The following is a 26,875-nucleotide window of genomic DNA, read 5'->3' as shown; positions in this document are numbered from 1 at the left end:
AAGGCCCGGGCGGCGCGTGTCGGGCGGCGCGCCCGCTCGCAGCCCCCGCCACCCCGGGAGACTGGTTCCCCCACGCGCGCCTCTCATACGGCAACTATCCGGAGAGCGGGGTCGATCTTCCGCAGGTCATCCGGATCGGACGTGACAACAGTCTGATTCTGATCCCGGGCGTGCAGCGCCACATGGACATCGACGATGTCCGGGCACCCGCTGCGCCCGCACAGCAGACCGACCGCTCGCGCCGTCACATCGTCCAGCGGAGACACCCGCACCGAAGAATCGCCGAGCAGCCGGGAGACTCGGGCCTGCCGGGGTCCCCCGCGCCAGGCCCGAGCCACCACCTCGGCGGGAACATCCAAGGCGATTCCGGCATCCACCGCTCGGCGAAGCAGAGCACGCACCCTGGTGTCGCCGCGCTCGAGCGCGAGCAGCGCCCCCGTGTCCAGAGTCAGACCGGTGACCCCGCCGTCGTCCCCTGTCATCCCAGCCCCAGAGCCTTGTCCGCCCATGCCAGGTCGTCCGCGCCCACCGGGCCGAGCTCCCGATCGAGGTCGTCCAGCAGCCGCTCAAGACTGTCCTCGCGCTCGGCACGAGCCACCGCCGCGCTGATGAAGCCCGAGACCGACGAGGCCCTGCCCTGCTCAACCGCACGACGAACCGAGTCGACCTGCGCATCCGGAAGGCTCACCGCTATCTTCCGAGTCATGCCGCGATCATAGCCGAAGGGATGTCCAGGGCGTCGACGACGTCGGGTACCCGCCCCGGCTCCGACCGCCCGCTGTCGTGGACGCGCAGCAGGCCCCGCCCCGGCCGACGAGGGCCGCCCGCCGTCGTCGGCGTCCCGCCCGCGGACTCACCTCCTGGGGGCCGCGAACCAGGACCGGGCCCCGGGGGCGAAGACGACTGCGGCGAATCCCAGGACGACCAGGGCCATGAGCACCGGGACGGTGAATCTATGGTCGCCCGCAATGGCATGGTTGGTATCCGCGTATACGGTAGCCATCCGGTAGGCGTTGAATCCAACCACTGCACAGGCAGCCAGCGCGGCGGCGACTCCGCTCAGCACCTGGGCGCGCCGCAGGCCCATGAGCACCAGGGCGGTCAGGGCCAGCGCCCCCATGGCCACGAGGCCGATCGCCCCCAACGAGAACATGTCCTGGTGGGTGCCGATATCGCGGATATAGGTCCCGTCCGTGTTACTGGACATAATGTATGGACGGAACCAGAAGTACATGGTCGTGAAGTACTTGTCCTTGTCCGCAAGCCCGCCCAGCGCGGTCAGCGTCATCACCAGTTTGACCACCTGCTCCAGGGCCACCAGGCACATGGTGCCGGCCGCACCGCGGCTCAGCAGGACGGGCACCGGACACCGGCCCGCGTCCCGGGGCCCCGCCAGGAGCAGGAGGACGCCGGCAGTGAACCGCAGGAGGAGGATGATCAGTCCTATGATCGCCGAGGGCAGCCCCATGAGACTGTAGGAGTAGTCCGCCTGGTTGAACCCCAGGAAGTCCGGGTACATGCCGACCATGACGAGCGCCGACACCAGGACGAGACCGGTCGGGCGCCTGAGGGCGGCCTGGATGGCCCCGATGACCGCCGCGACCATGCCGGTACTGACCAGCTCGCCGACGATGACCATCGAGAAGGAGTCGCCGGGGAAGAGCTCACTGCCGTGGACCACGACCGTAAAGAGGTCGAGCACGTTGGGGACCAGGGAGATCAGGAGCAGGACGAGGGCGGTGACACTGCCCAGATGCGCGGCCTCCCCGGAGCCGGGAGGCCTCCCGGGGGCTGGAGGCCTCCCCGGGCCGGGAAGCCCGGCGCCACGGCCTGGCCGTAGGACGGGGCGACGGCGGGTGGCTGGGCGGCCACGCCGGCGGGAGGGGCCGCGCCGGCGGGAGGGGCCGCGCCGCCAGGCGCCTGACCCGGAGGCGCCTGCTGGCCCCCGGGCAGGCCGTAGGAGGGCGCCTGAGGACCGGGGGCCCGTGCGGCGGACGGGCCGGGGGCCTGGCCGTAGGGCAGGGCGACGGCAGGCGGTTGGGCGGCCACGCCGGTGGGTGGCTGGGCGGCCGCGCCGGCGGGAGGGGCCGCACTGGCGGGAGGGGCCATGACGGCGGGAGGGGCCGCGCCGCCAGGCGCCTGCCCCGGAGACGCCTGCTGGCCCCCGGGCAGGCCGTAGGAGGGCGCCTGCTGCCCTGGCACCCCGCCGTATGGCGAGGCGGCGGATACGGGTGCAGGCGAGCCTTCCGAGGGTTTTTGCCCCTCAACCGGGGATGTCGTCATGGATCTCACCTCTCTGTGCGTGTCCGCATCGTCCGCGACCTGTGACCGGCTCAGAATGAACCGGTCTCCGGCAACGGCACGACAACCTCGAACTATGGTCGGGCCTCAGCAACGGCATGTCCAGGTGGAGTACAGCCCATGCCCGCCAGAACAGATGTTGAGGTGTCCCCGCCGTAACGGCTCTCGTTCGCCAACTCATAGCCGCTCGCCCTGATTCGGCCCTGTCCGACACGGCCGCTGGATTCCGACGGGGCACAGGCCGGGCCGAGTGGGCGGCGCAGCCCTCTTCCGCCCAGATCGGTAGACCTACCACGCAGAAGTGGACCGGCCCGGCTTCTTCCACGGTTTCGCCGCGCACCCGCTCGTGGTCACCCGCTCGCTGCTGGTGCTGACCGATATCACCGCCACCCGCCACCTCCAACACCCGTCCGCGGATACGCGCGCTTTCGCCGTCACAGCCGCCGGCGATATCCTGCGAGGCCCCGTCCTGGCGTCCAACGGGGACCGACTGCGCGCCGAGCGCTTCTCCGCCTGCAACGGGGTGCTGACCCGCCTCGATCTCCTGGTCACCGGGCTCGATGGCGGGGACATCGGGCACCGAACCGCCAATGTCGACATCGGCCCGACCATGCGGCGGGCCCTGGCCCTGGTGCTGCGCGGCGCGCTGCTGGCCTTCGCCATCCGGTGCGGCATTACGGCCCGTTGGGCAGTATCGCTGCGCCAGGCCGTCGGGCACCTCGGCGACGACCTGCTGGCGCAGCTCCTCGCCGAGCGCGGGGCGAGATTCGCCGCCGAGTACATCGGCCGAGAGCCCAACGGCCACGGCGCCGTCGGGCGGCGGCGCGGCGGCCTCTGGATCCGGGTCGTCCGCGAGCCGGGGAGCCGCCCCGCCAGCCGGACTACGTCGTCATATGGATGGCTGCTGGCGCTATCCGCCCTAACCGGTACCGGGGAAGAGAGCCGGGACCCGGAGCCCTTCAAAGCCGAGCTGAAGGGACATCTGGATTTCGCCGTCGAGTTGCTCCTGGCCCCGCAGGGGTCTCTCGGCGGCCCACTGCGCCTGCCCCTGCTTCCCCGCGAACGCCGCACTGGGGCGCACCCCCTGGAAGGAGTGGGACAAGGCAGCCTCGCTTCCCCGCGAACACCGCATCGGGCTCTGCCTGGCCGGGCTGGAGTCAGCACCGCAATTCACCGAGCGCACCGGCTGGGGGCGTCTTCTCCCGGATCTGGATTCCCGCGGGCACCAAGGAGCCGGTGGCGGCGTCGTCATACCTGGCGGGCTCAGTGCTGGCCGCCGTCGAGCCCGGGGAGGCCCCCCAGCGTGGCCGGCCTCCAGCCCCGCCACGGCATGGCCGCCGTCGAGCCCGGGGAGGCCCCGGCCACGGCACCGGAGCAGCCCGGGCTCCGGGCGGTCGCCGAGTGCCCCGGGAGCTCTGAGGCGGTGAGGCTGGCCCGGGATGCGGTAGGGCGGTTGTCCCGGGCGGGCAAGTCCGATCCGGCCGGGAAGAGATCGCCCCGGTAGGATGGGAGGGCATGGGCTCCCTCGTCTCCGCGCAGAGGAAGAGCGGCGAGCGGGCTCGGCGGCTGCGCGCCCTGATCGTGGACTCGGCGGCCGGCCTCGTAGGCCTCGATCTCGGCGAGAGGCGCGAGGCCCGGCCCCGCGCAATGGCGCCGCACCCGCTCAGCCCTCCCGGGAGGCCGCGGGAGACGACGGCGCCCCAGACCCCGGTTCCGCGGCCCCCTCCCCCGCTCCCGCCGCGAGCCGGGGGCGGCGCCTGGTGACCAGCATGACCGCGAGGAACACCAGGGCGTCCACGACGGCCATGGTCGAGGATGTCGCCAGGTCCGCCTGGAGCGCCACCCAGAAGCCCAGCAGCGCCGAGAGTGCCGCGATCACCAGGCTCAGGAGGATCGTCCCGGGCAGGGTGCGGGCCAGCAGCAGCGCCGTCGCCGGGGGGATCGTCATGAGGGCCACCACCAGGATCGCCCCGGCCGCGTCGAAGGCGACCACCACCGTCAGGGAGACCAGCGCCATGAGCCCCAGGTCCGTGCTCCGCACCGGCAGCCCCATGGTGCGGGCGGTGACGCGGTCGAAGGTGGAGAGCTTGAGGGTGCGGAAGCAGACCAGCACGTAGACGGCGGTGACGGCGAGCACGGCCAGCAGCCGCCACATGGTGCGCGGCCCCAGGTCGACGGCGCCGTCGGCGACCAGCACGTGCTCGGGGGCCAGCGCCATGAGGTTGAGGTCCCCGGTCAGCACCGTGTCCTCGCTGATGTGGACCTTGGACAGGGTGGTGGACAGCAGGATGACCCCCAGTGCGAACAGTGCCGGGAAGACCAGCCCCTGGTCGGCGTCGCCGGTGACCAGCCCGCCGGCTCGCAGGCGCTCGGCGCCCAGGACCACGAGCAGCCCCGTGGCGGAGGCCGCCACCACCATGAGGGGCGAGTGGGTGGTGCCCGACAGGATCGCCCCGATGACGATCCCGGGCAGGACCGCGTGCGACATGGCCTCCACGAGCATCGCCTGGTGGCGCAGCACCAGGAAGGTTCCGGGAAGGGCGCAGGTGACGGCGGTGACGACCGCCAGGAGCGCGACAGCGGCGATGAACGGCATCAGGCCCCCTCCCCCTTCGCCTGAGCCAGGAGCCGACGGCGCTGGGCACGCAGGGCCCGGCGCCGCTGCAGCACGGAGCGCTCCGGGGCGGCCAGCAGCGAGACGGCGAGCACCGCCGCCAGCACCAGCACGACGACAGGGCCGGTGGGCACCTTGCCGAGGTTGACCGCCAGGCCGGAGCCCACAGCACCGGACAGGGCTCCGATCACGCCGGACAGGGTCACCATCGACCACAGCCGGTGCGTCCACTGGCGGGCCGCGGCCGCGGGCATAATGGCGAAGGCGATCATGAGGATGAGCCCGACGGCCTTAATGCCGATGACCACGGCGACCGTGGCCGTGCCCAGGAGCAGGGGGCTGAGGACGGAGGGGGAGAACCCCATGGTGCGGCACAGGGTCGGGTCGAAGGTGAAGACCTTGAGCTCCTTCCAGGCCAGGAGGACCACCAGCAGGGCCGCAGTGCCGAAACCGCCGATGGTCGCCAGGTCGGCGCTGGTGAGGGTGGAGGCGTTGCCGAACATGTAGTGGCTGATGCCGCCCCGGTTGGGCAGGGAGGAGTGGACGATAATGCGCAGCAGCACCATGCCGGAGCCGTAGAACAGTGCCAGGCAGATGGTCATGGCGGCGTCCATGCCCACCCGCGAGTGGCGGGCGATCCAGTTGGCCAGCAGGACGGCGCAGGTCGAGGCGATGATCGAGCCGATGGTCAGCACCAGCATGGATCGACCGTCCACGCTCAGCACGGCGGTGGCCACGATGAAGGAGCCGGCCACCCCCAGGGTCGCCGCGTGGCCGATAATGTCGGAGACCAGGGACTGCTTGTGCAGGTAGAGGAATGAGCCCAGGGCCCCGGAGGCAGCGCCGACCGCGGCGGTCCCCATGAGCATGGTGCGGAAGGTGTAGCTCGACAGCATCTGGCCGAGCCCGACCGCCTCGGGCAGAACGGCGGTGGCGCTCACTCGTCCTCCTGGGGGTTCAGGGCCTCGTCGACCAGCCCGTAGGCCCGGTGCAGGTGCTCGGTGGTGAAGGACTCCTCCAGCGTCCCCGCACTGACCAGGGACCCCTCTGACAGGAGCAGGGAGTGGGTGCACAGGCGCCGCACCGTGGACAGGTCGTGGTGGACGATGACAATGGTCTTGCCCTCCTGCCGCAGGGAGTCCAGCACGCCGGCGATGGCCCGCTCCGAGGCGACGTCGACACCGGCGAAGGGCTCGTCCATGAGGTAGAGGTCGGGCTCCTGGGCAAGGGTGCGCGCCACGAAGGTGCGCTGCTTCTGCCCTCCGGAGAGCTGGGAGATCTGCCGTTCGGCCAGGTCGGGGATGCCGGCCGCCTCCAGGGCCTTATCGACGACGGCGCGCTGGGCCGCCCCGGGGCGGCGCCACCAGCCGAGGCGCCCGTAGGTGCCCATGGAGACGACGTCGCGCACCGTGGTGGGGAAGTCCCAGTCGACCTCGGCGGTCTGGGGCATATAGGCCACGCGGCGACGGGAGCGCGCGAGGTCCCGGCCGAAAAGGCTGACGTCGCCCGACAGGGTGGGGACCAGCCCCATGACCGCCTTCAGGAGCGTGGACTTCCCGGCGCCGTTGGGCCCCAGGATCGCCATGACGGCGCCGGGTGGCACGCTCACGGTGACGTTCTTCACCGCCAGGCGGTCGTGGTAGGCCACGCTCAGGCCGGTCACCTGGCAGGGGATGTTCTCGTCGTGCATGGAGATGCTCAGCGGAGTGCGCGGGCCGATCACCGGCTCACTTGGTGGCCAGGGCGGCGACGATGGCCTCGGCGTTGTACGCGAAGACGCCCAGGTAGGTGTCCACGGGGGCCTGCTCGCCCAGGGAGTCGGCGTACAGCGGCTTGTCGGAGACCTCCACGTTCCAGCCCTTGGCCACCACCGCCTCCTTGAGGTGGTTGATGGCCTCGGGGTTCTTGAGGTTGTCCTGGAAGATGGTGGGGACCTTCTTCTCCGCGATGAAGGCGGCGAGCTCATCGATCTCGCTGGCGGAGATCTCGGACTCCGAGGAGACGAAATCGGTGGCGCGAATCTCGATGTCATAGGTCTTCCCCAGGTAGTTGAAGGCGTCGTGGCCGGTGACCAGCACGCGCCGCTCCTTGGGAATGGTGTCGAACTTGGTCTGGGCGTCGGTCTTGGCCTGGTCGATCTGCGCGTTGTAGGACTCGCCGTTGGCCTTGTAGGTGTCGGCGTTGGCCGAGTCGATCTCGGCGATCTTCTCCGCGCAGGCGGTGACGACGTACTTCCAGTTGTCGGGCGAGTTCCACACGTGCGGGTCGTGGCCCTCGATCTTGCCGTCCTCCTCCCAGGGCAGGAGCATGTCCTCGGGGATGGCCTCGGCGGCGGCGACCTGCTTGTCGCCGAGCTGGTCGAGCTGGTCCATCATCTTGTGCTCCATGTCGTGGCCGGTCCACAGCACGACGTCGGCCTGCTCAATGGCCTGGGTGTCGCTGGTGGTCAGCTCCTGGGTGTGGGGGTCCCCTCCGGGGCCGACGAGCACGGTGATGGTTGCGTCGGGGGCGATGTTCTTCGCCGCGTCGCCGAGGTAGCCGGTGGTGGCCACGATCGTCAGGCCCCCGGAGTCCTTGGCGCCGCCCTTCGAGCCGCTCGTGGAGCAGGCGGCGAGGGCGGCCCCGGCCAGGGCGGTGGCCGAGACGATTACGGAACGACGAGAGATCAGCATTGAGGTCCTCCGAGTAGTCGTGAAGTAAAGCGAGGGCAACCTTAGCCGCACAAAGACGATAACGACAATGGTCCTCACGCCCGGAGGTGTGGGGCGTTGGCAACAAGTTGCACGCGCGTCATGCCGGCGCACGACTGGCCGCAGCGCGCGCCGGCAGGCGCTCACAGCGCGAGAAGGCCGAACCCCAGGTCAACCGTCGGAGTCATGCGGCTCCTCTGGGAGGCGCGGGCGCGCCGGGGCGGATGTCCACGATCACGACCGAACCGAATAGTTGTCGCAGCAGGACTCGTAGACCGCGTCCGCGAGGCGCCGAGCCGTGACGCCCGCCTCGTCCTCGCGCAGGAGTATCGCGCGCATCTCCTGAGAGTCAACGGCCCCGTGGACTCCGTCCGAGCACAGCATGTACCGGGTCATCACCGTCTCCGCGTGCGGGAACTCCAGCCAGTGGATGTCGAGCGCCCGGGAAGGGCCGCCGAGGGACTGGGTGACGACATTCTCGCCGAGAGCCGGGTCGTGGTCGTCGACACTGATCTGGCTGACGTAGCTGTCGGCCACCCGGTAGCAGCGGCAGTCCCCCACGTTGGCGATCACCGCCCGCTCCCCTCCGGCGAGGATCAGGGCGGCGGTCGCCCCCATGCCGGGCAGGTCCCAGGCGTGCCCGGCCGTCTCGATTCTGTCCGAGACCGCCTCGATCTCCGCCGTCAGCGCCGCCTCGCTCCTGGTGGCCGGGTCGAGGCGGGCCAGGTCCATGGCGGCGACGCCGGCCGCGCACTCCCCTCCCGCGTGGCCGCCCATGCCGTCCACGACGGCGCACAGCACCCAGGCGGGTGCGGGCAGGACGTGGCGGGCGCGGACCTCGGCCCCCGGGGCGAGCGCGGCCGCCCCCAGCACGACGACGGCGTCCTCGTGGCTATCCCTGCCCCCATCCGCGTCAGGCCCGCGCAGCTGACCGACCACATCGGCCCGAACGCGCCCCGCCCAGTGCCGGTGCCCGCCGCGCCGGCCCCGTCCGGGACGCCGGTGGGACCGGCGTCATCTCTTCCCGTGCTCATGAGGCCATCCCGATCACCCAGCCGATAATGATCTTCACGAGGTTGAGCGGATAGGCGAGGAACACGAGAAGACCGAGAAGAGGCCCGATAACCGCGGCCGCAATACCCAGAGGAGGCCGCACCCGGGCCAGAGGAGCCGCCGTGAGGTGAAGAATGTTGCACACAGTCGCCAGAGCGACCACCATTCCGGGCGCTCCCCCGATGCCGAGAATATCGACGTGCAGCGGGGTCACCCGAGCCGATGCCGCCTCAGCGCTCCGGAGGAAAGGCTCGGAAGGCGAGAGGGGGGAGAGGAGAAGCACCCCGATCCCGCTGGCCGCACCCAGCCCGGTCAGCAGCAGGCGCGCCCCCGCCTGCTTGGTAATGGTCTGACTGGCCCTGTTTTCCGGGTAGCGCGGAGAATCCGCCCTCGAGATGAGCCAGTCCAGGACCGTTGCGACCATCATGGCCACGCCGAAGGACCAGAGCATGACCCAAAGCATCCCGTAGGCGAAGAAGTCGGGAGCGTATGCGGTGAATCGCAGGCAGCCCCATAATCCAATGCTGAGACCAATGCCCCCGACCGGATACCGGCAGCCGCCTCTGGGACTGTCCAGGAACCAGTCGAGCAGACAGGCCAGGGCCACGGTGACACAGCACGCCTCGAGCACCGGGAGCGTGTTCGGCCACCACAGTCCCCAGTTCGGCTCATGGGGGTGGGAGACCGCCGCTGTCAATGACGTCCCGGCGAATGCGCTGTAGGCCAGGCTCGTCGGAATGCGCAAGCACAGCTGCCCGATGAGGGCCCGACGACGGCGGTTCCTGCGGTCCTGCGCGGCGGAGGCCCGAGCGGCGGCCTCCCGGCGTCGGCGCTCCTCCTCCTCGCGCCGTCTGAGGCTGGCCTCCTCCGCCTCCTGGCGGGCCCTGCGGGCCCGGTCGTCCGCGGTCACCGCGCTGATGACGGCCGCGGCCGGGATCACGAGGCCGAGGTCTCCCGGAGCCGAGCGCAGGACGCGCGCCGCGAGGTCCTCGGCCCAGGGCGCGCCGGCGGTGTCCCTGTTGCTGACGGCCGCCATCGCCTTCAGAATCTGCTCGCGGCGGATGCCCGTGAGCCACCGGTGACACTGGTCGGTCTCCCCGGCTGCGTCGGGGGTCCAGCTGTTCGCCGCGCGGATCGCACGGTCGAGGGAGGCGTCGGTGACCTCCCTGCCCTGGAACATGAGAGGGCCGCCGGGATCCAGCGCGGCCTGGAGGCGGATGAGGCGGGCCCCGCCCGAGGTCTCCAGCCTCAGCTCCCGCACGACGTCGTCCCCTCCGGGGCGGGTGCGCAGCCACTCCTCCAGGCCGGGGTCCACGCGACCGGCCAGGAGGTCCCCGGCCGCCTGCCAGTCACGGCGCATGGCCTCGACGAGCTCCGGGCCGGTGCGCACGGGGTGCCCGTTGAACACGTAGCGCAGCTCCCGGCTCTCCGGCGCCCGGCGGTCCCGGACGGGCGTGGTCCGCACCGCCGCCCCTCAGGCATCGGTCGGCAGGAGGCCGGCGGTGAAGGAGTCGTCCGCCTTCCGAAGCTGCTGCTGCGCCTTGCGCTTGGCGAGCAGCTCGTCCAAGAAGCTGGTGTCCGCGCCGCCGCCCCGGGCCTGCGAGTGGCCGGAGTCCGACGTCCGGGAGGAGGCGCCTGCGAGGTCCGCGCGGCCAGCGGCGCACTCGCGGACGGCGGCATCGACGTCGTCGCCGCCCAGGAAGCCGATGTCGCCCAGGCCGAGATGCCGTCGAGCGGCGCGGCATTCGACAATCCGACGATTGCGCCCGGCCGCCCCGGGGCGCTCGCGGCTGAGGGCGTCGGCGCGCTCGTTGTGGTCGACGACAAGGGTGAAGGCCTGCGTCTGCCCGGTCGGGGTGGCCAGGGTAGTGGCGACGTGCATATTGGGCAGGCGGCTGAGGGACCCGCCCGCCCGGGTGCCGATGCGCGCCTCGACGCGCACGGCGTCCCGGATGGAGGAGCGCATCCCCATGACGGTGGAGGCGTTGGCCTCCAGGGAGCCGGCGAGCTCCGTCGAGAGCTGCCCCATGTGCTGGTGGGCCAGCAGGACGCCTACGCCGAACTTGCGCCCCTCGGCGAGGAGCTCGGGAAGGCCCCCGGCCCGGAAGAACTGCGCCTCGTCGATGACGAGGAGGTGGGGGCGGCGCCTTCTGCGGACGGCCATGGCCAGGGCGTGCTCCATGATCCAGGTCATGCCGATGAAGGCGGCCTGGTCCTGGCCGATGCGGGGCGCGTCCAGGTCAATGAGGAGCACCTCGCCGCGGTCCATGACGCCCTGGACGTCAATCGCCTCGCAGCCGGAGCCGAAGGCGGCTCGCATGGCGGGCGAGCGCAGGACGCGGTCGAACTTGGAGTTGACCCAGGCGAGCATGTCCGAGAGCTCGTTGGAGTGGTTTCCAGCGAGCTCGGTCCCGAGCTCTCGCGCCAGGCGCGGGTCTGTGCGGCGGATCGCGCGGGCGACGACGGCAATGCGCTCCTTGCTCGCCGGCAGCTCCGGAACCAGGCTGATGGTGGCGCGGTCCCCGAACAGGGCCCTGGCGGCCCCCATGGTCTGACGGAAGATGCGTTCGAAACGCGGGCCGATAATACCGGTGCGATTGGGCTCGAAGATCGCGTAGAGGACCTCGAGGGCCTCCCCGACCATGGTCTCGAAGTCGCGCCCCGCGAAGGGGTTGACCGGGGTGGGCCGGTCCAGGTCGGCGGTGCGGACCAAGTGGGTGCGGGCAGCACCGCCGTCGGGCAGCTCGTCCACGCAGCGGCTCACGAGGGTGCCGTGGGGATCGATGACCGTGACTCCCAGACCGTGCTCGACGGCCTGGGCGACGGCGCACGCCAGGAGAGTGGACTTGCCCGCACCGGAGGCCCCGAGCAGGTGGACGTGCTGGCACAGCTGCTCCAGGCCGATGCGCACGTCGGTGCGCGAGCCGATGGAGTCCAGGGCGACCCCCAGACGCAGCCCCTCGGCGGGGACCGCGTCAATGAGCGGGACCACCGGCGTCGTCGGCATGACGCAGCGGATGCCGATGACACCGGTCTGCTCGCCCGGCACGGGGAGGCGCACCAAGCCGCGGGCCATGCCGCGCGGTACGGCCCGGCCCTGCAGGGTGCGCCGGCTGCCCGCCCACACCTCCTCGGCGTCCTCGTCGGCGGGCAGCGGGATGGTCTCGAGGTCGCTGGCCCAGCCGTCAAGGGCGACGGCGACGCGCGCCGGGATGTCGTCGTCGAGGTCTGTGCCCAGGAGGAAGCACATGCGCACGGGGACGCCGACATACTCCATCATCGTCTCGGCGCCGGCCCTCCCCTCGGTGGCCAGCGCGATCTCCTGGAGCATCCAGGTCTCGGCGGAGCCGGCCGGGGCGAGGTGGATGCGCAGGGTCGCGCCCGTACTGCGCAGGGCGCGGGTCATGACGAGCGCCGAGCTCGCCGCGGGGTTGGGCCAGGTGCCCAGGGGGCGCCGGGTCCAGGCCCGGTCGGCGTCGGGCGGGGACTGGGTGAGGACGGACGCCTCCATGCCGGGCAGGGCACCGCCCGCCCCCGCTCCCGGTGCGAGGCAGGGCGAGTAGCGGGCGACTGCGGCGACGACCTCGCGCAGGACGCTGGGGGCGGGCGGCCCCTCGCCCGGGGCGGCCTCCTCCCACTCGTGGACTCCCTCGGAGCACCAGGCGAGGTCCTGGGCGAGGGTGGGCCTGGCCCCGACGGCGTCCACGCGAACCCGGACCTCGCCGTCGCGCTCGGCGCTCAGGGTCAGGGTGATGCGGGCGTCGGGCCCCTGGCGGGCGACGACGCCGAGGAGTCGGTCGGTGAAGACCTGGCCCGCCAGGCCGGGGTCGGGGCAGCGCAGGGCCTGCCGCAGGGCGAGTCCGAGGCGCTCGAGCTTCTCGGGCCCGCCGCGCCGAGTTTCAGGACGGTTGTCGATGGGGCTCAAGGCAGTTCTCCTTCGCGGTTGAGGATGCGTCGCACGCCGCGCGCCCGGGAGCGCAGCAGCTGCTCACCGGAGGGCGGGGCGGTCGGGGCCGGCCGGGGATCTCGTCAGCCGGGGAGCTCGGCGATGAGGCGGGCGGCGACGGCGTCGAGGAGCTCGGCCTCGGTGGAGCTGACGACGTCGCGGTAGTCGGGACGGTGACGCTGGAGCCAGTCAACGAGGAGCCCCGCGCGTCTGTTTGACGGACAGGGGCCGGGGCGCTCCTGGTCAGGCGGTGACGCGAGCGGGCCGAGATCCCGCCTGAGGGGTGCAAGGGCTCTGCCGAAAGGCGGCTCTCACGCAGGCTTTCTGGCGGCCGGGCGCCTGGGCAGCAGGCGGGCGATCGCGAATGCCTTAATCAGGTGCGGGGATGCCTGACAGGCCGGCCTCCGACCATTGGGCCTTGAGAGGGGCGGCGAGCTCGCCAGACCCGTTGCCTTCGGCCGCTCAGGCAGGCTCTGCACCGGCGGCCGAGCCGACAGAGTCGAGCGGACCCGCCTATCGGACGCCTTGTCGTCCCGACCCCACCAGGCGGTCCGGCCCGGCAGCAGCGCGGAGGAGGCGAGCCGTGAGAGGGCCGCGCGGGCGCCGTCGTCGGCCCGTCTGCGCAGGATGACCAGGGCGATCAGGGTCGCAGCCCCGAGGACCGGCCCCAGGACCGGCACCGGCAGGAGAGAGACCCCGACGGCCGCGTCGCGGGCGAGCCTGAGCCCATCATGGCCTCCGGCCCGCTCAAGCGGAAACCGCGCCAGAGCCAGGACCAGGACCAGCTGGAGAATGCACAGCCCCGCCCGGAGGGCCGTGGGAAGATCCATCATCGCGGCCTCCTGCACGTCGGCCCGTTGTCGACCTCGGCCACGAGGATCTCCACAGCCGGCAGGAGAACCAGGTCGTGGAAGGAGCGGATCAGGGTCAGCCGGGCCCGGGCGGCCTCCGATCCGGCGTCGGCGCGTCCCGGCCCTCGCCCCCGCCCCGGTCCGCCGCCGAGCAGGGAGGCAAGGCGGCTGAGAGGACCGTGCTCCTTCACGGCCAGCATCCACCCCGTGTTGAGCCTCGACCCGACGGGGTCGGCGCGGACCTCGAAGACATGGGGCGGGCGGCGCCGCCCGCCGTCGCGGAACCGGACGGGGGCCTGGAGCCGCAGCCGGCCGCCCGAGTCGACGACGTCGAAGCCCAGGCCGAGCCCGCTGCGGCGCTCCAGCTCCAGGACCGTGCCGAGAAAGGACTCGGCGAGGTGGGACGCCCCTGGGATCATCAGGTCGTCCTCGTCAACGGGGACCGTGCGCATGGCAGCACTCCTTGCGGTGACGGCCCGCCCCGGCGACGGGCCTCACTACATCTGACGGAAGCGGTCCCCACCGTCGCCGTAGATCACCCCGCCGCCCCAGGTCCTCCGCACGCCCGGCCTGCCCGGCGCGGAACTTCCTTCCCTGCGCCCGGCCCGTCCGGCGCGGAACCTTCTTCCCTGCGCCCGGCCCGCCCGGCGCGGAACCTTCTTCCCTGCGCCCGGCCCGCCCGGCGCCCTGACCGGGTGCAGCCGTGCCAGCAGCATCCGACCGGTGCAGGGGGCTGCCTCGGTCGCGCACAATGTGCTGAAATGCGGCTCAGCAGGTGACCACCGTGGGGAGGCGACGATGACAGGTGAGCAGGACGAAGAGCCACGGCGCGCGGCGTACGACGCGTTCACCGCGGCCCACAGCCTTGGAGCCGAGGGGCGTCACGAGGAGGCCGTGACCGCCTACCGGCGGGCCCTGGATCTTTATCGCGGTCTGCCGGACAGCGAGCAGCAGCAGGCCAACTGCCTGCACGACATCGGCGTCGCCCTCCGCGCGATGGGAAACGACGAAGAGGCTGTGGCCGCCTACCGGCAGGCCGCGGACCTTTACCGCTGCCTGTCGGGCAACGAGCGCGACCAGGCCGACTGCCTGTACCACGTCGCCGATATCCTGGACACGACAGGGCGACAAGAAGAGGCTGCGTCCGATTACCGGCGGGCCCTGGATCTCTATCGCGGCCTGCCGGACTGCGAGCAGCAGCAGGCCAGCTGCCTGCGCAACATCGGCGTCGCCCTGTATGCAGCAGGACACTATGAGGACGCTATGACCGCTTACCGGGAGGAACTGGATCTTTATCGCGGCCTGCCGGACAGCGAGCAGCAGCAGGCCAGCTGCCTGCGCAACATCGGCGTCGCCCTGTATGCAGCAGGACACTATGAGGACGCTATGACCGCCAACCAGCAGGAGCTGGATCTCTACCGCGGTCTGCAGGACGGCGAGCAGCAGGCCAACTGCCTGCGCAATACCGCAGTCATCCTCCGCACGATGGGAGATGATGAGGAGGCCGTGGCCGCTTACCGGAAGGCTCTGAGCCTCTATCGTGGCCTGCCGGACAGCGAGCAGGACCAGGCCGACTGCCTGGCCAATATCGTCAGTCTCCTGGAAAAGGCAGGGCAGCGTAAAGAGGCTCTGGCGATCTACCGGCAGGCCCTGGACCTCTATCGCAGCCTGCCGGACAGCGAGCAGCAGCAGGCCAACTGCCTGTACAACATCGGCGTCGCCCTGAGCGCGGCGGAACGGTATGACGAGGCCGCAGCCGCTTACCAGCAGGCTCTGAGCCTCTATCGCGGCCTGCCGGACAGCGAGCAGGACCAGGCCAACTGCCTGTACAACACTGGCAACGTTCTACACAAGACGGAACGCCACGAAGAGGCCCTGACCTCTTTCCGGGAGGCGCTCGCCATTTTCCGCAAGGCAGACGGCACTCAGTACCAGCAAGCCATTTGCCTGAACAACACTGCCACCACCCTGGAAAGGATGGGTCGGTACGAGGAGGCACTGGCCGCCTATCACAGCGCCTTAAAACTCGACCGCAGCCTGCCGGACAATGAGCAGCAGCAAGCAGAGTGCCTTTTTAATATCGGCAACTCCCTGTACGCGATGGAACGCCACGAGGAGGCCCTGGCCTCCTATCAAGATGCGTTCACCCTCTTTCGCCAGGTGGGCGACACCCCGCACCAGGCCATCTGTCTGATCAATATTGCCAATACCTTGTACGCGGCGGGACGGCACGAAGAATCGCTCGCCTCTCTTCGAGAGGCACTCGGGGTCTATCGGCAGGCGGACGGCACCGAGCAGGATCAGGTTGACTGCCTGAGTCTCATCGGCGACCTCCTGAACCATATGGGGCGCCACAAGGAGGCCCAGGACGCCTATCAACAGGCACAAGATCACCATCGTTAGTCCAACCGTTCTCCAGATCGGCAAGACGAAGCGCCACCATCCCAGGAAGCAGTGGGATTCTTGCCCGAAACGGACGACACCGAGCACCTGGAAGCCTATCGGGAGGCCCTAGCATCCGGCATCTCTGGAGAGACCGCTGCGGGCAACCGATTACCGCGCATCCTCTTCATGCGACCCCATCGCGTCCCGGAGCTCTCTCATGGCCTCCTCCAGGCAGTCGCCCTGGTCCTCTTGACCATCTCCGACCCGCCGGTAGACCTCCAGGGCCTCTCCCCATGAAGCGAGCGCCTCCGCGTATCGGTCCAGCATCACCTGAGCCGTGCCGATACTGACCAGGCAGTCAGTTTGTCGGCGCTCAGCCTCGTTGAGCCGCCGGTAGACCTCGAGAGCCTGGCAATACGACTCACGTGCCCCCTCGAATCGGCCGTCCCGATACAGGACGCTACCGACACGGAGCAGGCAGTCACCCCGGTCCTGATCGACGTTCGGCAATTTGCGGTAGATGTCCAGCGCCTCCCGGTACTCGGTCAGAGCCTCTTCGAACCGCCCCAGTACCCCCAGCGCCCAGCTGGCATTAACGTGGCACCCGACCATCTTGGTATGGCTGGAGTTAAACAAGATCGGTGTGTGGTGGTGTGACTGGGATGTGCTCGAAGTCGTAGTCGAAGGTGCGGTTGGTGATGTAGGCGGTGAAGGCCGCGAAGGTGTTCTCCATCTTCCTGGTCGTCAGGCCCAGTGCCCCGAGGAACGACCTGCTCGCCTTCGCCCGGTCCACGGACAGCCTTGTCCTCTTCTCCTCTTGGGAAGCCACATGCGCCTTGTCGCGGCCTCGTGCTCCACGCGGACTTCGTCGACGGCACCAGGCTTCCCAGCCGTCCTGGAGCAGATCGTTGACCTGGCCTCGGACCTCGGCCATCCGCCTGGCGGCGCCCCTTTCTTGTCGCGGCGCCCCCCTGGACGGGTCGGGGAGCCTGAGGCTCATGCCCGACAAGGCGCATGAGCAGCAGGTCAGGAGGAGCCCGACCCCTACCGGGCACCGAACCTGATCGGACGCGACGTCCTCAAGAAGCCGTGGGCGCCCCAGAAGCCGGCCCCGGCGCCCGCCTCCGACGGCGGTCTACCAGGAACCTCCTCCACCTCGTCCCTTCTGCGCCCGCTTGAGCTTTGCTGCGTTCCCACCCACGGCACGCCCGACCGCCACAAGGACTCAGCCCGCCCCTGCCGCCACCGCGACAGCCACTCGCGCACCGCCTCGGCCCCCCCCCGACCACCTCCGCGACAGTATCCAGGCCGACACCGCGGGCAGCGCGCACAACCGCCTCCGCTCTCAATTCTCACAAGCCTGCAGGGTGCCCGAACGCTTCTTCCACCCGATGAGGATGTCCCGCTCCTCGTCCATCATGTCGATCTGCACGAGGCCGTCCTGCGCCAGATGCTCCGCAGACGCCAGCCAGGAATCCCACAGCAACCGCCCCAGAATACCATCTTGTTTAATCCCAGCCATAGAAGGCAGTCAGTCTGGCCTTCCTTCACACCAGCCCGCCGGTAGATCCCATAGGCCTCGCGAAAAGCCGTAAGAGCCTTATCAGACTGCCCTGAATAGAAAAAGTCGAATCCCTCATCGAATGCCAGTCCGGCCGCCTTCAGCACATCCTCGTCTTCGTCATCGACCATCTTTCCCTCCCGCCGTCGGCCGCCCGGCTGTGCAGCAGGCGCTAACCGCGCATCCCACTGACCCATTCGCTCCAAGGCTACGACGGCAGCGCCGTCGGTCCTCAGTACGGCCCACGGTCACCTCGGCCGCCTGTGCCGCGGCCCTGACTCCGAGCGCCACGAGCGACTCGAAGAGCCGACCGGCCATGTGCGCGCCACCGGGACCGAGAAGCGCAAACTCGGACAGACCCAGAAGACGAGGCCGACTGGGTCCGCAAGGTGATGCCTGAGCGCCCGGTGAAGACGCCGGAGCGGATTGTTAGCCGGTATCCAGCCCGGTATCAGGTTCGGGAGCCACAGCCGGGTGAGATGGTCACAATAGATGATCGTGGTGGTCTTCGCGGGTTGCGCGCCGTCGGCGCCGGTTGCGGCGTCGGGGATACGGGAATAGGCCGTGGTCGCCACCGCATGGGCGACCGGCTGGCGGCGCAGTGTTTCCGGACGTCTGACGGCGAAGCCCTGGTCGGGCAGGTCACGGTCGATAATTCGCTGAAGGTAAGCGTCCGGCCTGCGCCGCTGTGCGCGCCTGCAGGATCTACGGGGGCGGCCAGCCCAGTCAGGAGAAAGCGCCCGGACGGTGCACCGCCGTTCACCGGACGGCGCACCGAGTCCTATACCTGCGGAGGCTTCTGCTACTCGTCGAGCAGCAGCGTGCCTGACGGAGATGAGGCCAGGGCGAAATCCGCCTCTGCGATCTGCCGCTGAGCTGAATCAGCCAAGAACCAGATGATGTCGGCGCGCCGTCGAGAGGTCGGCGTGAACAGGGTGGCTCGTGGGCGTTTGAACAGCAGCCACCAGGGGCGGCGCCGCAGAGCCTTGGCGCAGCCGGCAACGGGCCGGCGCCGGTGGCGGGCCTCACCGGTGCGACGCCGTCGAGAACCTGGGGCGCGCCGGTCCCGCTCAGGAGCCCGGCCAGCGATCAGAGATACGACGCGCGCAGGTCGGCCGGGTCCTTCGCGGACAGGTCGGCCAGCGTCACGTCGAAGACCGTGCGCGCCCCAGTCTCGCCGCGCGCAGCCATCCTCGCGGCCGCCCGGCCCATTGCGACCACGACGGAGCCGGTGAACTCGGGGTTCGATCCGAGATCGAGCTCGAAGCCAATGCGCGCGGCGACCCCAGGGGAGGTCTCGCCGCGGCGGATCACCGTGCCCCCGTGCGGGATGCCGCTGTGCTTCGCGGCCATCTCCTCGGCGGAGATGAAGGTCACTGTAGTGTCGTAGTCCGCGAAGTAGTGCGGCATCTCCACGATCTCCTGCTCAATGCGAGCGAGATCGGCGCCGTCGTCGGCCACGACGTAGCAGTCGCGCCGATGCATGGAGCGGGTCGTCAGCTCGACGTCGTCGCCCGCCTTGACCGCGTCGACGGTCTCCTGCACCGGCAGCGTGTACTGCCGCGCGTCCGCCACCCCGGGGATGCGGCGGATCGCGTCCGAGTGCCCCTGCGAGACGCCGGGGCCCCAGAAGGTCGTCGTCGTGCCGTCGGGCAGGACCGCGCCCCCGAGGACCCGGAGCATGGAGAACAGGCCGGGGTCCCAGCCGGTGGAGATGAGGGCGAGGTGGCCGGCCTCCTTGGCGGCGGCGTCGACGGAGGCGAAGTAGGCGGGGATCTCGGCGTGCGTGTCGTAGGAGTCGACCGTGTTGAAGAAGGCGACTGTTGCCGGGCCCTGCTCAGCCAGGTCCGTCGCCGACCCGCCGCAGTTGAGGCAGACATCGACCTTGCCCGCCCAGCTCGGCATGTCGTCGACATGGGCGACCGGCGCGCCCTGCGTCGTGATCGACTCCGGGTCGCGCCGGGTGAAGACGACGACGAGCTCGACGTCGTCGTTCTTGGAGATCGCCTGCTCGGCGCCCCGCCCGAGGTTGCCGTATCCGTTGATTGCGACCCTGATCATGAGCCCTCCTGCTTGTTGACGCTGTGGCGACCAGTCTTCCACCGGGAGCCGGTCCGGCGCGAGATCTGGCGGGCGAGACCCGGAAGACAGCGCCCGACGACGGTCGGCCCCCGGGGCCCGGACCCCAGGGGCCGGCCCGGCGGCCTACAGGCCTCGACGCCCGAGAGCCGGACCGCAAGACGCACAGGCGGCACCAGTCGACGGGACGCTTCGGGGTCGACGGACGCGGTCTCCGCCCGCGCAAGAAAAACGACACGCCTCTCGTCTTTAATATAAATGAGACCGCGGGAGACGGATCTGGCATGGAGCGGGGGAGGTCCGAACCGTACAATGGACGGGCATTCGCCGCCCCGCGCGAGACCTCCCCGATTCTCCCCGATCGACAAGAGGAGGCGTGGCCCCGTGGCGAATTTAGATCCCCAGGAAGGAATCCCATGAAACGCCTTCATCGATCTGCGATCGGAACGCTCGCGGCACTGTCACTCATGTGGGCCGCCGTTCCCGCAGTGGCCGATGAGCCCGATGCCGAGCCGACGGGCGACGCCGGCATCGAGTCCCCGGTTGCGCCCGAGCCCGACCCCGCACCAGCGGACGACTCGGCCCCCGCGAGCCCGGCAGCTCCCGAGCCCGACGCCGAGCCGACGGCCGACGCAACCACCGAGCCCCCCGCCCCGGCCGTCGACCTCACGCTGAACGGCTGGAAGAAGGATGGCGGGCACTGGTACTACTACGACCGGGGGACGAAGAAGACCGGATGGCTCTCTGACGGCGGCTCCTGGTTCTACTTCTACTCCGACGGCGTCATGGCCACCGGCTGGGCGCAGGTCGGCTCGGCCTGGTTCTATCTCGGTTCCGACGGCGCCATGTGGCACGACACGTGGATCGCCTCGGGCGGACGGTGGTCCTATCTCGGCTCGGACGGCTCCGCGGCCACCGGCTGGGCGAGGCTCGGCGGCTCGTGGTACTACTTCTACTCCGACGGCGTCATGGCCACCGGCTGGGCACAGGTGAAAGGCCTCTGGTACCACCTCGGCAGCAGCGGCTCCATGCAGCACGACACATGGATCGCCTCGGGCGGACGGTGGTCCTATCTCGGCTCGGACGGCTCCGCGGCCACCGGCTGGGCGAGGCTCGGCGGTTCCTGGTACTACTTCTACTCCGACGGCGTCATGGCCACCGGCTGGGCACAGGTCGGCTCGGCCTGGTTCTATCTCGGCGCCGACGGCGCCATGTGGCACGACACGTGGATCGCCTCGGGCGGACGGTGGTCCTACCTCGGCTCGGACGGCTCCGCGGCCACCGGCTGGGCGAGGCTCGGCGGTTCCTGGTACTACTTCTACTCCGACGCCGTCATGGCCACCGGCTGGGCACAGGTCGGCTCGGCCTGGTTCTATCTCGGCGCCGACGGCGCCATGTGGCACGACACGTGGATCGCCTCGGGCGGACGGTGGTTCTACCTCGACGGCTCAGGCGCCATGGCCGTCAACAGGTGGGTCGGCGACTACTATCTCCAGGCTGACGGCTCCATGGCCACAGGGTGGGCGATCGCAGGAGGCACCTGGTACCGCTTCAGCGGGAGCGGCCGGTGGATGAGCAAGTACTGGGAATCCGGCACCTACACCTGCCCCGGCTGGGCCCCGATCAAGGGGAATGCGGACAGCATGATCTATCACCGCCCAGGACAACAGTCCTATAACGTCACCAGGGCCGAGGAGTGCTTCGCCTATCCGTCAGATGCGGAGGCCGCGGGTTACCGGCCCGCGAAAAGGTGACGTCCCGCCATCTGGCGCCGGACAATAGCACTCAAGCCCTCTCGGCCTTCCGCACATATTTTCATCCACGAAGGTTCGGACTCTAATCCACTAAGCCTTCTTCGGATACGGAACTGAAACTCGATGCGGTACGGATGAGAGCGTCGACCCACCACATGCGTGGGGCGGAAGCATCGGCTGATGTTTCCGCCCCACGCGCACATTCATCAGCGGCCTACAAGGATCTCCTCCCTGGATGGTCGCGCTCGTCAATGCGGCTCGCGCGTCGCTGTCCACCGGCCAGCCTCACCTGGCCATCGCCGAGCTGACCTCCTGGCGCGAGACCACCGCAGCGATCACCGCGGGCCTGGGCTCCGAGCCGGTCGAGCGGCTCGATCCGGACGAGGCCGAGCCCGCCGGCCTCGTTCTGTCCCATAGACACGCTTCTGGACTTTCGAATATGTTCTGAATACAGTGGGCGCATGAGTCTTGCTCTTGACCCGGCCGCCTCGACCCGCCGGTCATCCGACCTGAGTAGGCACTCCGCCGAGGTCTTCGCCGAGGCTGAGGACCACCCGGTGACGGTGACTCGCCGCGACGGCGAGGCGCTGGTGCTCATGTCGCAGCGCGAGGCCGACGCACACACCCAGTTGCTGCAGCTCGCAGCCCAACTGATCAGCGTAACTCTCGACAAGCACGGCTCGCTCGAGGAACGGATGGCAGGGATGTTCCCCTGGATGCTCGCGCTCAGTCCCGATGGGCGGACAGCATGCGCGCGCGCGCTCCTCGATGCGGCTCGCGCGTCGCTGTCCACCGGCCAGCCGCACCTGGCCATCGCCGAGCTGACCTCCTGGCGCGAGACCGCCGCGGCGATCGCCGCGGGCCTGGGCCTCGAGCCGGTCGAGTGGCTCGATCCGGATGAGGCCGAGCCCGCCGGCCTCGTTGAGCGACCCTGATCATGGCGAAGGAAGGGCTGGTCCCCAGACCCGCGAAGAAGTCGGAGTACGAGCTCCGGTTCGCCACGGCCGGAGCGCAGAAGGGCTGGCGCGACCTGGTCGCCACGATGCGCAATGTCATGGCCGACACGTGGGACTTTCTCACGACCACTCCCGCAACCAGGACACCGACGAACTACCCGCTGCGCGACAAGCTCGGCACAATCCATCGAGGCGGTAAGACCTACGAGCGCTGGCAGCACAAGCCGACCTTGAAGGGCACCGCGCGGATCTGGTTCTATATCGAAGGTCGCACGGTCTACCTGGAACAGGTTCACACAAGCCATCCCAACGAGACAAAATGATGAGAGGATATTCGCGGGCGAGAACACCAGTAGCACAATCCGAATCACAGCCTGAAGGCCAGCAGAACTCCGCTGCTACACGTGCCGAAAACACCCGCACCGGACCGCCGAGCGGGCCGAGGGATGTCCGTCAGAATGACATTGGCGGTCCGAGCGGACAAGCGCGAGCAGAGAAACCGCATGATTGCAAGGGTCTCTCCGAGAGAGCAGAGCGCTCAAAGGCCACAATGTCATTCTGACGGACACCTCGTCCCAAGCCCATGCCTGCGCACAGCATGGTTCCCCGCTCCACACACGATCGGGACCACTCAGGCAGGTGCGCGGGTGAGAGCACAGGCAGGTGCGCGGGTGAGAACATCGGTCCCGACGACGCCCACGCATGCCGACCCGCACCCCTCAGGCGAACCGGCTCCGCGGTGAGCCGGAGCTCCACGACGTCACCTTCAAGAGTCGGCCCCAGCCGGGGCCGTCCCGGGGGCGACCACCCGAAGTCCCACGGACCGGGCGGCCTTGCTGAGCCTGCGGTCGTAGGTGAGGACGGCGGCGGCATCGAGCCGCATCGCCGCTTCAAGGTGCAGCGCATCAAGGGTCCGCAGGTACGGCATGGGCAGCAGGCCGGCGCTACGGTAGACAGCCCGATCGAGAGCGGCTAGCGAGACACCGTCAAGGAGCCGAGTCACGTCAGCCTGATCAATACCCTCCCGGACGGCGAGACGACGCAGCTCGACCTCGAGGAGGTCACTGGAGACCAGCATGTCCGAGGTCTGGTCGAGCCAGCTCTCCAAGGCGTCGCTCTCAAGCTGCTCGACCAGCAAAGCCCCCAGGGCGGAGGTGTCGACATATACGACTGTCCGTGACGTCACTGCCGGTCCTCGCGCAGCTCATCGAGAGTCTCGGCAAGACTGGGCGCTCCGGCCTTCCGCGCGATCCCTAAAGCCGCCCATCCGCCCTGACGCCGTGCCGGTCGAACGATCCTCAAGGCGGGCGCAGGCTCCTCGAGTGGCACGATCCTCGCCACCGGAACCCCCCTGTTGGTCACGACAAAAGACTGGCCCTCGCTCACTGCACGCAGCACCCGGCCAGACTCGTTGCGCAGCTCGCGCTGAGACAGACTCCTGAGCTGGGGCTCAACACCGGTCACGACCGCAAGTGTAGCATTCGCGCTACATGGCATGATGGCATGGACGCGGACAGGAATGCGTCAGGGCCGCCCGGCTCCGGCCCCCTCCCAGCGCGCCGAGCATCCGTCAGGGCCACAGAGCTCGAGACACCGCCCCTCCGCGCCGTTACGCGTTGAAGCCGTCACACATTGAAACGGAACTCGACCACGTCGCCGTCGCGCATCACGTAGTCCTTGCCCTCCATGCGGACACGGCCGTGGGCGCGGGCCTCGGCCACGGAGCCGTGCTCCATGAGGTCGTCGTAGCTGACGATCTCGGCCTTGATGAAGCCGCGCTCGAAGTCCGTGTGAATGACGCCGGCGGCCTGCGGCGCCGTCATCCCCTTGCGGATGGTCCAGGCCCGGGACTCCTTCTCCCCCGCCGTCAGATAGGTCTGCAGCCCGAGGGTCTCGAAGCCGACCCGCGCCAGCTTGTCCAGGCCGGACTCCTCCTGGCCGTTCTCGTGCAGCAGCTCCGCTGCCTCGTCGGGCTCCAGCTCCACCAGCTCGGCCTCGAACTGGGCGTCCAGGAACACCGCCTCCGCCGGGGCCACCAGCTCGCGCAGCTCGGCCTGCCTCGCCTCGTCGTTCATACCGGCGTCGTCCATGTTGAACACGTAGATGATCGGCTTGGTCGTCATGAGCTGGAAGGTGCGCAGCACGTCGACGTCGATCCCGGCCCTGTCGGCGGTGCCCGAGGCCACGGCCGCGGAGAGCACGGCCCCCTCTCCCAGCAGCCCGAGGGCGGCGCGCGCCGTCTCCAGCACCGCGGCGTCGGTCTTCTTCCCGCGCACCTCCTTCTCCAGGCGCGGGACCGCCTTCTCCAGGGTCTGGATGTCGGCCAGGATCAGCTCGGTGGCGATGGTCTCGATGTCACCGGCGGGGTCGATCTTGCCGTCGACGTGGGTGACGTCGGGGTCGTCGAAGGCGCGGGTCACCATGCAGATCGCGTCGGCCTCGCGGATATTGGCCAGGAACTGGTTGCCCAGCCCCTCGCCCTCGCTGGCCCCGCGCACGATCCCGGCGATGTCGACGAAGGAGACGGTCGCGGGCACCACCTTGGCACTGTGGAACATCTCGGCCAGCCGGTCCAGGCGCGCGTCCGGCAGGGGCACGACGCCGATATTCGGCTCGATCGTGGCGAAGGGGTAGTTCGCCGCAAGCACGGTCGCGCGGGTGAGGGCGTTGAACAGGGTGGACTTGCCGACGTTGGGCAGTCCGACGATTCCGATGGTGAGTGCCACGGCGCGATTCTAGCGACCGTGCCGCCGGCCGGGCCCGCAGGACCGATCTCGACGCGGAACCGGACCGATCTCGAGCCGGAACCGGACCGATCTCGGTGCGGAAGTGAACCGATCTCGGCGAAGGGGCGCGGCGGGCCCGGGCGCGGCGGCCCGACCGCGTCGCACACAGCCGCGCCTCGGCCGGGCTCACCGCCCCCGGCCGCGCCCGCCCGCCTACTCGCCCGTCGGATTCGTCACGACAGAGGCGAGGTCGTGCCAGGTCGTGTAGAAGCCGCCGACGGCGTTGCCCACCAGCCCCAGCGCCGCCGCCACGAGCACCGCGGCCGCCAGGACCGCCGCTGCCCGGGCCGCGAACAGGCCGACGCGCACCGGCCAGCCGGGCCGGGCGCCGTCGTCGTCCTCGGAGGCCGGTGCGGGCACCAGCAGCGGCCCCCACCTGAGCAGCGCCGCGACGCCCGCCACCGCGATCAGCCCCGCCACGACCCGCACGGGCAGCCCCGCGGGCGACGTGGGCTTGATGGCTGCGGCGGCGTCGCCCCGGTCGGCGGCAGGGGTGTCGACAATGGCCGCCACATCGCCGTCGGCGTGCGGGCTCGAGGGCGCGTCCAGCCCCACGGCGGACCACAGCCGGGGATCCTGCCCCCACCACTGGAGCATTGTCGGAAAGCGCTCGGCCCACAGCGGCCAGGCGTGGCCGCCGGTCTCCGGCGTGTCCGGGGTGACGGAGTCGGGGCCGCGGGCGGCGTCGGCCATGCGCCAGGCGGTCTGCGCCGAGCCGAGCGGGTCGTCCTGGGCGCCCATGACGTAGAAGCGGGTGCCCTGGGGCTTGTGGGCGGCCAGCATGGTGGACAGCGTGTACTCGTCGACGACCCTGCGGCCCAGGGTGGACAGACCCCCCTCGGTGGGCGCGTTGAAGGCCGATATCACTCCCGCGGCGCCGAACTGGCCGGGGTTCTCGATGGCGACCCACCCCGCGCAGTAGGCGCCCGAGGAGATCCCCATGACCATCCACGCCTGCCGGTCGGAGGAGGCGTTGGGGAAGGTCGCCTGGACCATGCGCGGGATCTCCTGGGCCTCCCAGGTGCCGACCTGGGGCCGCCCCTGCAGGTTGGCGCAGTCGTGCGGGTCGTCATCCACGTCCAGGGAGGGAATGACCACGATCGACGGCGGGATGCGCCCGGCGTCGATGGCGGCCTGCAGCGACTGGGCCGACCGCAGGCCGTCGATCATGGAGTCGGGGGTGCCGGTGTAGCCGTGCAGCTCCTCGATGACGGCGTAGGTGCGCCCGTCGTCCGGCTTGTACCCCGAGGGCAGGATGACCTTGACCTGCAGGCTGACGCCGCTGACCGGCCCGGTCCAGGTCGCCACCTTCGAGCCGTCGCCCGCGTCCGTGAAGTCGGCCTTCCAGGCGTCGGCGGGAGCGGCGTCGAGCTGCTTCTGGGTCGCCAGGGGCAGGACGGTGCCGGCGCCGGCGGGCTGGAAGGACAGCGAGCCGATGACGTCGCCAACGGTCTCCAGGTAGTGCCCGGCGCGGTTGACGACCAGCCCGCCGACCGCCAGGAGCATGGTCGTGGGCAGGACGACGGCGAGGGCCGCGGCTCCCCAGCGCGACAGGCGCCCGGCCTGCGGGCGGGCCTTCCGCCCGGCGCGCCCCAGCAGCACAGCCGCGAGAAGCACCGCGCACACCAGAAGAAGCATCATCAGTGCCAGAAGGCGCTTCGACTCCAGGGAGACGCCCATGATCGCTGTCATGACGGCCATTCTGCCAGTGCCGGCGGCGCCCGCCGCTGTCTCGGCGATCACCGCGCGGGGCGCGCCGAGCCCGCGGACGCCCCGGCTGCGAACCGATCTCGACGCGGAAATGAACCGATCTCGGCGAAGGGGGGCGGGGAAGGGCGCGGCCGGCGCCTCTGGTGCTAAGGGCAGCCGATTCGTGTCACACCCCTGTGAGACGGTGAG

General features: G+C 70.1%; 27 protein-coding genes. 6 read left to right on the top strand and 21 right to left on the bottom strand.

Annotated elements, in window-relative coordinates:
* Positions 1-83: 83 nt before the first annotated feature.
* From AIF0345_RS03190 to AIF0345_RS03175, 4 genes are all read right to left on the bottom strand, one after another.
* On the bottom strand, positions 84-482 hold the full coding sequence (locus AIF0345_RS03190) for a type II toxin-antitoxin system VapC family toxin (protein WP_285297134.1): 399 nt from the start codon (positions 480-482) through the stop codon (positions 84-86).
* Positions 479-706: a toxin-antitoxin system antitoxin subunit gene (locus AIF0345_RS03185; RefSeq protein WP_285297133.1), complete on the bottom strand. Its 228-nt coding sequence runs from the start codon at positions 704-706 to the stop codon at positions 479-481. The genes AIF0345_RS03190 and AIF0345_RS03185 overlap by 4 nt, the downstream gene beginning before the upstream one ends.
* 147 nt (positions 707-853) lie before the next feature.
* Positions 854-1,702, bottom strand: a complete 849-nt coding sequence (locus AIF0345_RS03180) for a hypothetical protein (RefSeq protein WP_285297132.1) — start codon at positions 1,700-1,702, stop codon at positions 854-856.
* A gap of 17 nt (positions 1,703-1,719) precedes the next feature.
* Complete coding sequence (locus AIF0345_RS03175) at positions 1,720-2,202, bottom strand: hypothetical protein (RefSeq protein ID WP_285297131.1); 483 nt, start codon at positions 2,200-2,202, stop codon at positions 1,720-1,722.
* Positions 2,203-2,602: 400 nt separating this feature from the next.
* Here AIF0345_RS03175 and AIF0345_RS03170 point away from each other — a divergent pair, with 400 nt between their 5' ends.
* The gene (locus AIF0345_RS03170; RefSeq protein WP_285297130.1) at positions 2,603-3,805 is read left to right on the top strand and encodes a hypothetical protein; all 1,203 of its coding nucleotides are present in this window, start codon (positions 2,603-2,605) and stop codon (positions 3,803-3,805) included.
* A 159-nt stretch (positions 3,806-3,964) separates the two neighbouring features.
* On the opposite strand, the gene AIF0345_RS03165 is transcribed toward AIF0345_RS03170, so the two are convergent.
* The 9 genes from AIF0345_RS03165 to AIF0345_RS03125 form a co-directional block, all read right to left on the bottom strand.
* Complete coding sequence (locus tag AIF0345_RS03165; RefSeq protein ID WP_285297129.1) at positions 3,965-4,897, bottom strand: metal ABC transporter permease; 933 nt, start codon at positions 4,895-4,897, stop codon at positions 3,965-3,967.
* Complete coding sequence (locus tag AIF0345_RS03160; RefSeq protein ID WP_273166107.1) at positions 4,897-5,856, bottom strand: metal ABC transporter permease; 960 nt, start codon at positions 5,854-5,856, stop codon at positions 4,897-4,899. Before AIF0345_RS03160 ends, AIF0345_RS03165 begins: the two co-directional genes overlap by 1 nt.
* Positions 5,853-6,638: a metal ABC transporter ATP-binding protein gene (locus AIF0345_RS03155; protein ID WP_273166108.1), complete on the bottom strand. Its 786-nt coding sequence runs from the start codon at positions 6,636-6,638 to the stop codon at positions 5,853-5,855. Before AIF0345_RS03155 ends, AIF0345_RS03160 begins: the two co-directional genes overlap by 4 nt.
* A 4-nt stretch (positions 6,639-6,642) precedes the next feature.
* Complete coding sequence (locus tag AIF0345_RS03150; RefSeq protein WP_285297128.1) at positions 6,643-7,587, bottom strand: metal ABC transporter substrate-binding protein; 945 nt, start codon at positions 7,585-7,587, stop codon at positions 6,643-6,645.
* A gap of 252 nt (positions 7,588-7,839) precedes the next feature.
* A complete protein-coding gene (locus tag AIF0345_RS03145; RefSeq protein WP_285297127.1) occupies positions 7,840-8,544 on the bottom strand; it encodes a PP2C family protein-serine/threonine phosphatase in 705 nt (234 codons plus the stop codon).
* A gap of 91 nt (positions 8,545-8,635) precedes the next feature.
* Positions 8,636-10,123, bottom strand: a complete 1,488-nt coding sequence (locus AIF0345_RS03140; RefSeq protein ID WP_285297126.1) for a hypothetical protein — start codon at positions 10,121-10,123, stop codon at positions 8,636-8,638.
* Between the two features lie 9 nt (positions 10,124-10,132).
* Entirely contained in the window at positions 10,133-12,583 is a 2,451-nt protein-coding gene (locus AIF0345_RS03135) for a type IV secretory system conjugative DNA transfer family protein (protein ID WP_285297125.1), read from the bottom strand.
* Positions 12,584-12,915: 332 nt separating this feature from the next.
* A complete protein-coding gene (locus tag AIF0345_RS03130) occupies positions 12,916-13,437 on the bottom strand; it encodes a hypothetical protein (protein WP_156966671.1) in 522 nt (173 codons plus the stop codon).
* Positions 13,434-13,907 (bottom strand): hypothetical protein, encoded by a 474-nt coding sequence (locus AIF0345_RS03125; RefSeq protein WP_043562242.1) that lies wholly within the window; start codon positions 13,905-13,907, stop codon positions 13,434-13,436. The genes AIF0345_RS03130 and AIF0345_RS03125 overlap by 4 nt, the downstream gene beginning before the upstream one ends.
* A gap of 346 nt (positions 13,908-14,253) precedes the next feature.
* Here AIF0345_RS03125 and AIF0345_RS03120 point away from each other — a divergent pair, with 346 nt between their 5' ends.
* Positions 14,254-15,858 (top strand): tetratricopeptide repeat protein, encoded by a 1,605-nt coding sequence (locus tag AIF0345_RS03120; RefSeq protein ID WP_285297124.1) that lies wholly within the window; start codon positions 14,254-14,256, stop codon positions 15,856-15,858.
* 150 nt (positions 15,859-16,008) lie between these two features.
* Here AIF0345_RS03120 and AIF0345_RS03115 read toward each other — a convergent pair whose 3' ends face one another.
* From AIF0345_RS03115 to AIF0345_RS03100, 4 genes are all read right to left on the bottom strand, one after another.
* Positions 16,009-16,476, bottom strand: coding sequence for a tetratricopeptide repeat protein (locus AIF0345_RS03115; protein ID WP_285297123.1), 468 nt, complete (start codon positions 16,474-16,476; stop codon positions 16,009-16,011).
* On the bottom strand, positions 16,469-16,669 hold the full coding sequence (locus AIF0345_RS03110; protein ID WP_285297122.1) for a hypothetical protein: 201 nt from the start codon (positions 16,667-16,669) through the stop codon (positions 16,469-16,471). Before AIF0345_RS03110 ends, AIF0345_RS03115 begins: the two co-directional genes overlap by 8 nt.
* Before the next feature lie 516 nt (positions 16,670-17,185).
* Entirely contained in the window at positions 17,186-17,326 is a 141-nt protein-coding gene (locus AIF0345_RS03105; protein WP_285297121.1) for a hypothetical protein, read from the bottom strand.
* A gap of 1,164 nt (positions 17,327-18,490) precedes the next feature.
* Complete coding sequence (locus AIF0345_RS03100; RefSeq protein WP_285297120.1) at positions 18,491-19,462, bottom strand: diaminopimelate dehydrogenase; 972 nt, start codon at positions 19,460-19,462, stop codon at positions 18,491-18,493.
* 434 nt (positions 19,463-19,896) lie between these two features.
* Between AIF0345_RS03100 and AIF0345_RS03095 the strand changes: the two genes are divergently transcribed.
* The 4 genes from AIF0345_RS03095 to AIF0345_RS03080 all read left to right on the top strand — a co-directional run bounded on the left by AIF0345_RS03095 (position 19,897) and on the right by AIF0345_RS03080 (position 22,513).
* Positions 19,897-21,234, top strand: coding sequence for a sunset domain-containing protein (locus AIF0345_RS03095; protein WP_285297119.1), 1,338 nt, complete (start codon positions 19,897-19,899; stop codon positions 21,232-21,234).
* Positions 21,235-21,469: 235 nt separating this feature from the next.
* Entirely contained in the window at positions 21,470-21,682 is a 213-nt protein-coding gene (locus tag AIF0345_RS03090; RefSeq protein ID WP_285297118.1) for a hypothetical protein, read from the top strand.
* Between the two features lie 109 nt (positions 21,683-21,791).
* Positions 21,792-22,169: a prevent-host-death protein gene (locus AIF0345_RS03085; protein WP_285297117.1), complete on the top strand. Its 378-nt coding sequence runs from the start codon at positions 21,792-21,794 to the stop codon at positions 22,167-22,169.
* A gap of 2 nt (positions 22,170-22,171) precedes the next feature.
* Positions 22,172-22,513, top strand: coding sequence for a hypothetical protein (locus AIF0345_RS03080; RefSeq protein WP_285297116.1), 342 nt, complete (start codon positions 22,172-22,174; stop codon positions 22,511-22,513).
* Between the two features lie 443 nt (positions 22,514-22,956).
* Here the strand turns inward: AIF0345_RS03080 and AIF0345_RS03075 are convergent, their stop codons facing one another.
* From AIF0345_RS03075 to AIF0345_RS03065, 4 genes are all read right to left on the bottom strand, one after another.
* A complete protein-coding gene (locus tag AIF0345_RS03075) occupies positions 22,957-23,376 on the bottom strand; it encodes a type II toxin-antitoxin system VapC family toxin (protein WP_285297115.1) in 420 nt (139 codons plus the stop codon).
* A complete protein-coding gene (locus tag AIF0345_RS16625; RefSeq protein WP_353962060.1) occupies positions 23,373-23,687 on the bottom strand; it encodes a type II toxin-antitoxin system Phd/YefM family antitoxin in 315 nt (104 codons plus the stop codon). The genes AIF0345_RS03075 and AIF0345_RS16625 overlap by 4 nt, the downstream gene beginning before the upstream one ends.
* A 128-nt stretch (positions 23,688-23,815) precedes the next feature.
* The gene (gene ychF, locus AIF0345_RS03070) at positions 23,816-24,916 is read right to left on the bottom strand and encodes a redox-regulated ATPase YchF (protein WP_285297114.1); all 1,101 of its coding nucleotides are present in this window, start codon (positions 24,914-24,916) and stop codon (positions 23,816-23,818) included.
* Positions 24,917-25,129: 213 nt separating this feature from the next.
* The gene (locus AIF0345_RS03065) at positions 25,130-26,668 is read right to left on the bottom strand and encodes an alpha/beta hydrolase (protein WP_285297113.1); all 1,539 of its coding nucleotides are present in this window, start codon (positions 26,666-26,668) and stop codon (positions 25,130-25,132) included.
* Between the last annotated feature and the right edge of the window lie 207 nt (positions 26,669-26,875).

This window comes from Actinomyces israelii (genome assembly GCF_030253495.1).
In the GTDB taxonomy this organism is placed as follows: Bacteria; Actinomycetota; Actinomycetes; order Actinomycetales; family Actinomycetaceae; genus Actinomyces; species Actinomyces israelii.
The sequence above is the reverse complement of the archived record's forward strand: the minus strand, read 5'-3'. Positions and strand labels throughout refer to the sequence as shown.

Coding starts and splice junctions, on each gene's coding strand:
- AIF0345_RS03185 (WP_285297133.1), bottom strand. CDS start 706: ATGACTCGGAAGATAGCGGTGAGCCTTCCGGATGCGCAGGTCGACTCG.
- AIF0345_RS03080 (WP_285297116.1), top strand. CDS start 22,172: ATGGCGAAGGAAGGGCTGGTCCCCAGACCCGCGAAGAAGTCGGAGTAC.
- AIF0345_RS03190 (WP_285297134.1), bottom strand. CDS start 482: ATGACAGGGGACGACGGCGGGGTCACCGGTCTGACTCTGGACACGGGG.
- AIF0345_RS03120 (WP_285297124.1), top strand. CDS start 14,254: ATGACAGGTGAGCAGGACGAAGAGCCACGGCGCGCGGCGTACGACGCG.
- AIF0345_RS03095 (WP_285297119.1), top strand. CDS start 19,897: ATGAAACGCCTTCATCGATCTGCGATCGGAACGCTCGCGGCACTGTCA.
- AIF0345_RS03065 (WP_285297113.1), bottom strand. CDS start 26,668: ATGACAGCGATCATGGGCGTCTCCCTGGAGTCGAAGCGCCTTCTGGCA.
- AIF0345_RS03150 (WP_285297128.1), bottom strand. CDS start 7,587: ATGCTGATCTCTCGTCGTTCCGTAATCGTCTCGGCCACCGCCCTGGCC.
- AIF0345_RS03090 (WP_285297118.1), top strand. CDS start 21,470: ATGGTCGCGCTCGTCAATGCGGCTCGCGCGTCGCTGTCCACCGGCCAG.
- AIF0345_RS03130 (WP_156966671.1), bottom strand. CDS start 13,437: ATGATGGATCTTCCCACGGCCCTCCGGGCGGGGCTGTGCATTCTCCAG.
- AIF0345_RS03165 (WP_285297129.1), bottom strand. CDS start 4,897: ATGCCGTTCATCGCCGCTGTCGCGCTCCTGGCGGTCGTCACCGCCGTC.
- AIF0345_RS03125 (WP_043562242.1), bottom strand. CDS start 13,907: ATGCGCACGGTCCCCGTTGACGAGGACGACCTGATGATCCCAGGGGCG.
- AIF0345_RS03100 (WP_285297120.1), bottom strand. CDS start 19,462: ATGATCAGGGTCGCAATCAACGGATACGGCAACCTCGGGCGGGGCGCC.
- AIF0345_RS16625 (WP_353962060.1), bottom strand. CDS start 23,687: ATGCCATGTAGCGCGAATGCTACACTTGCGGTCGTGACCGGTGTTGAG.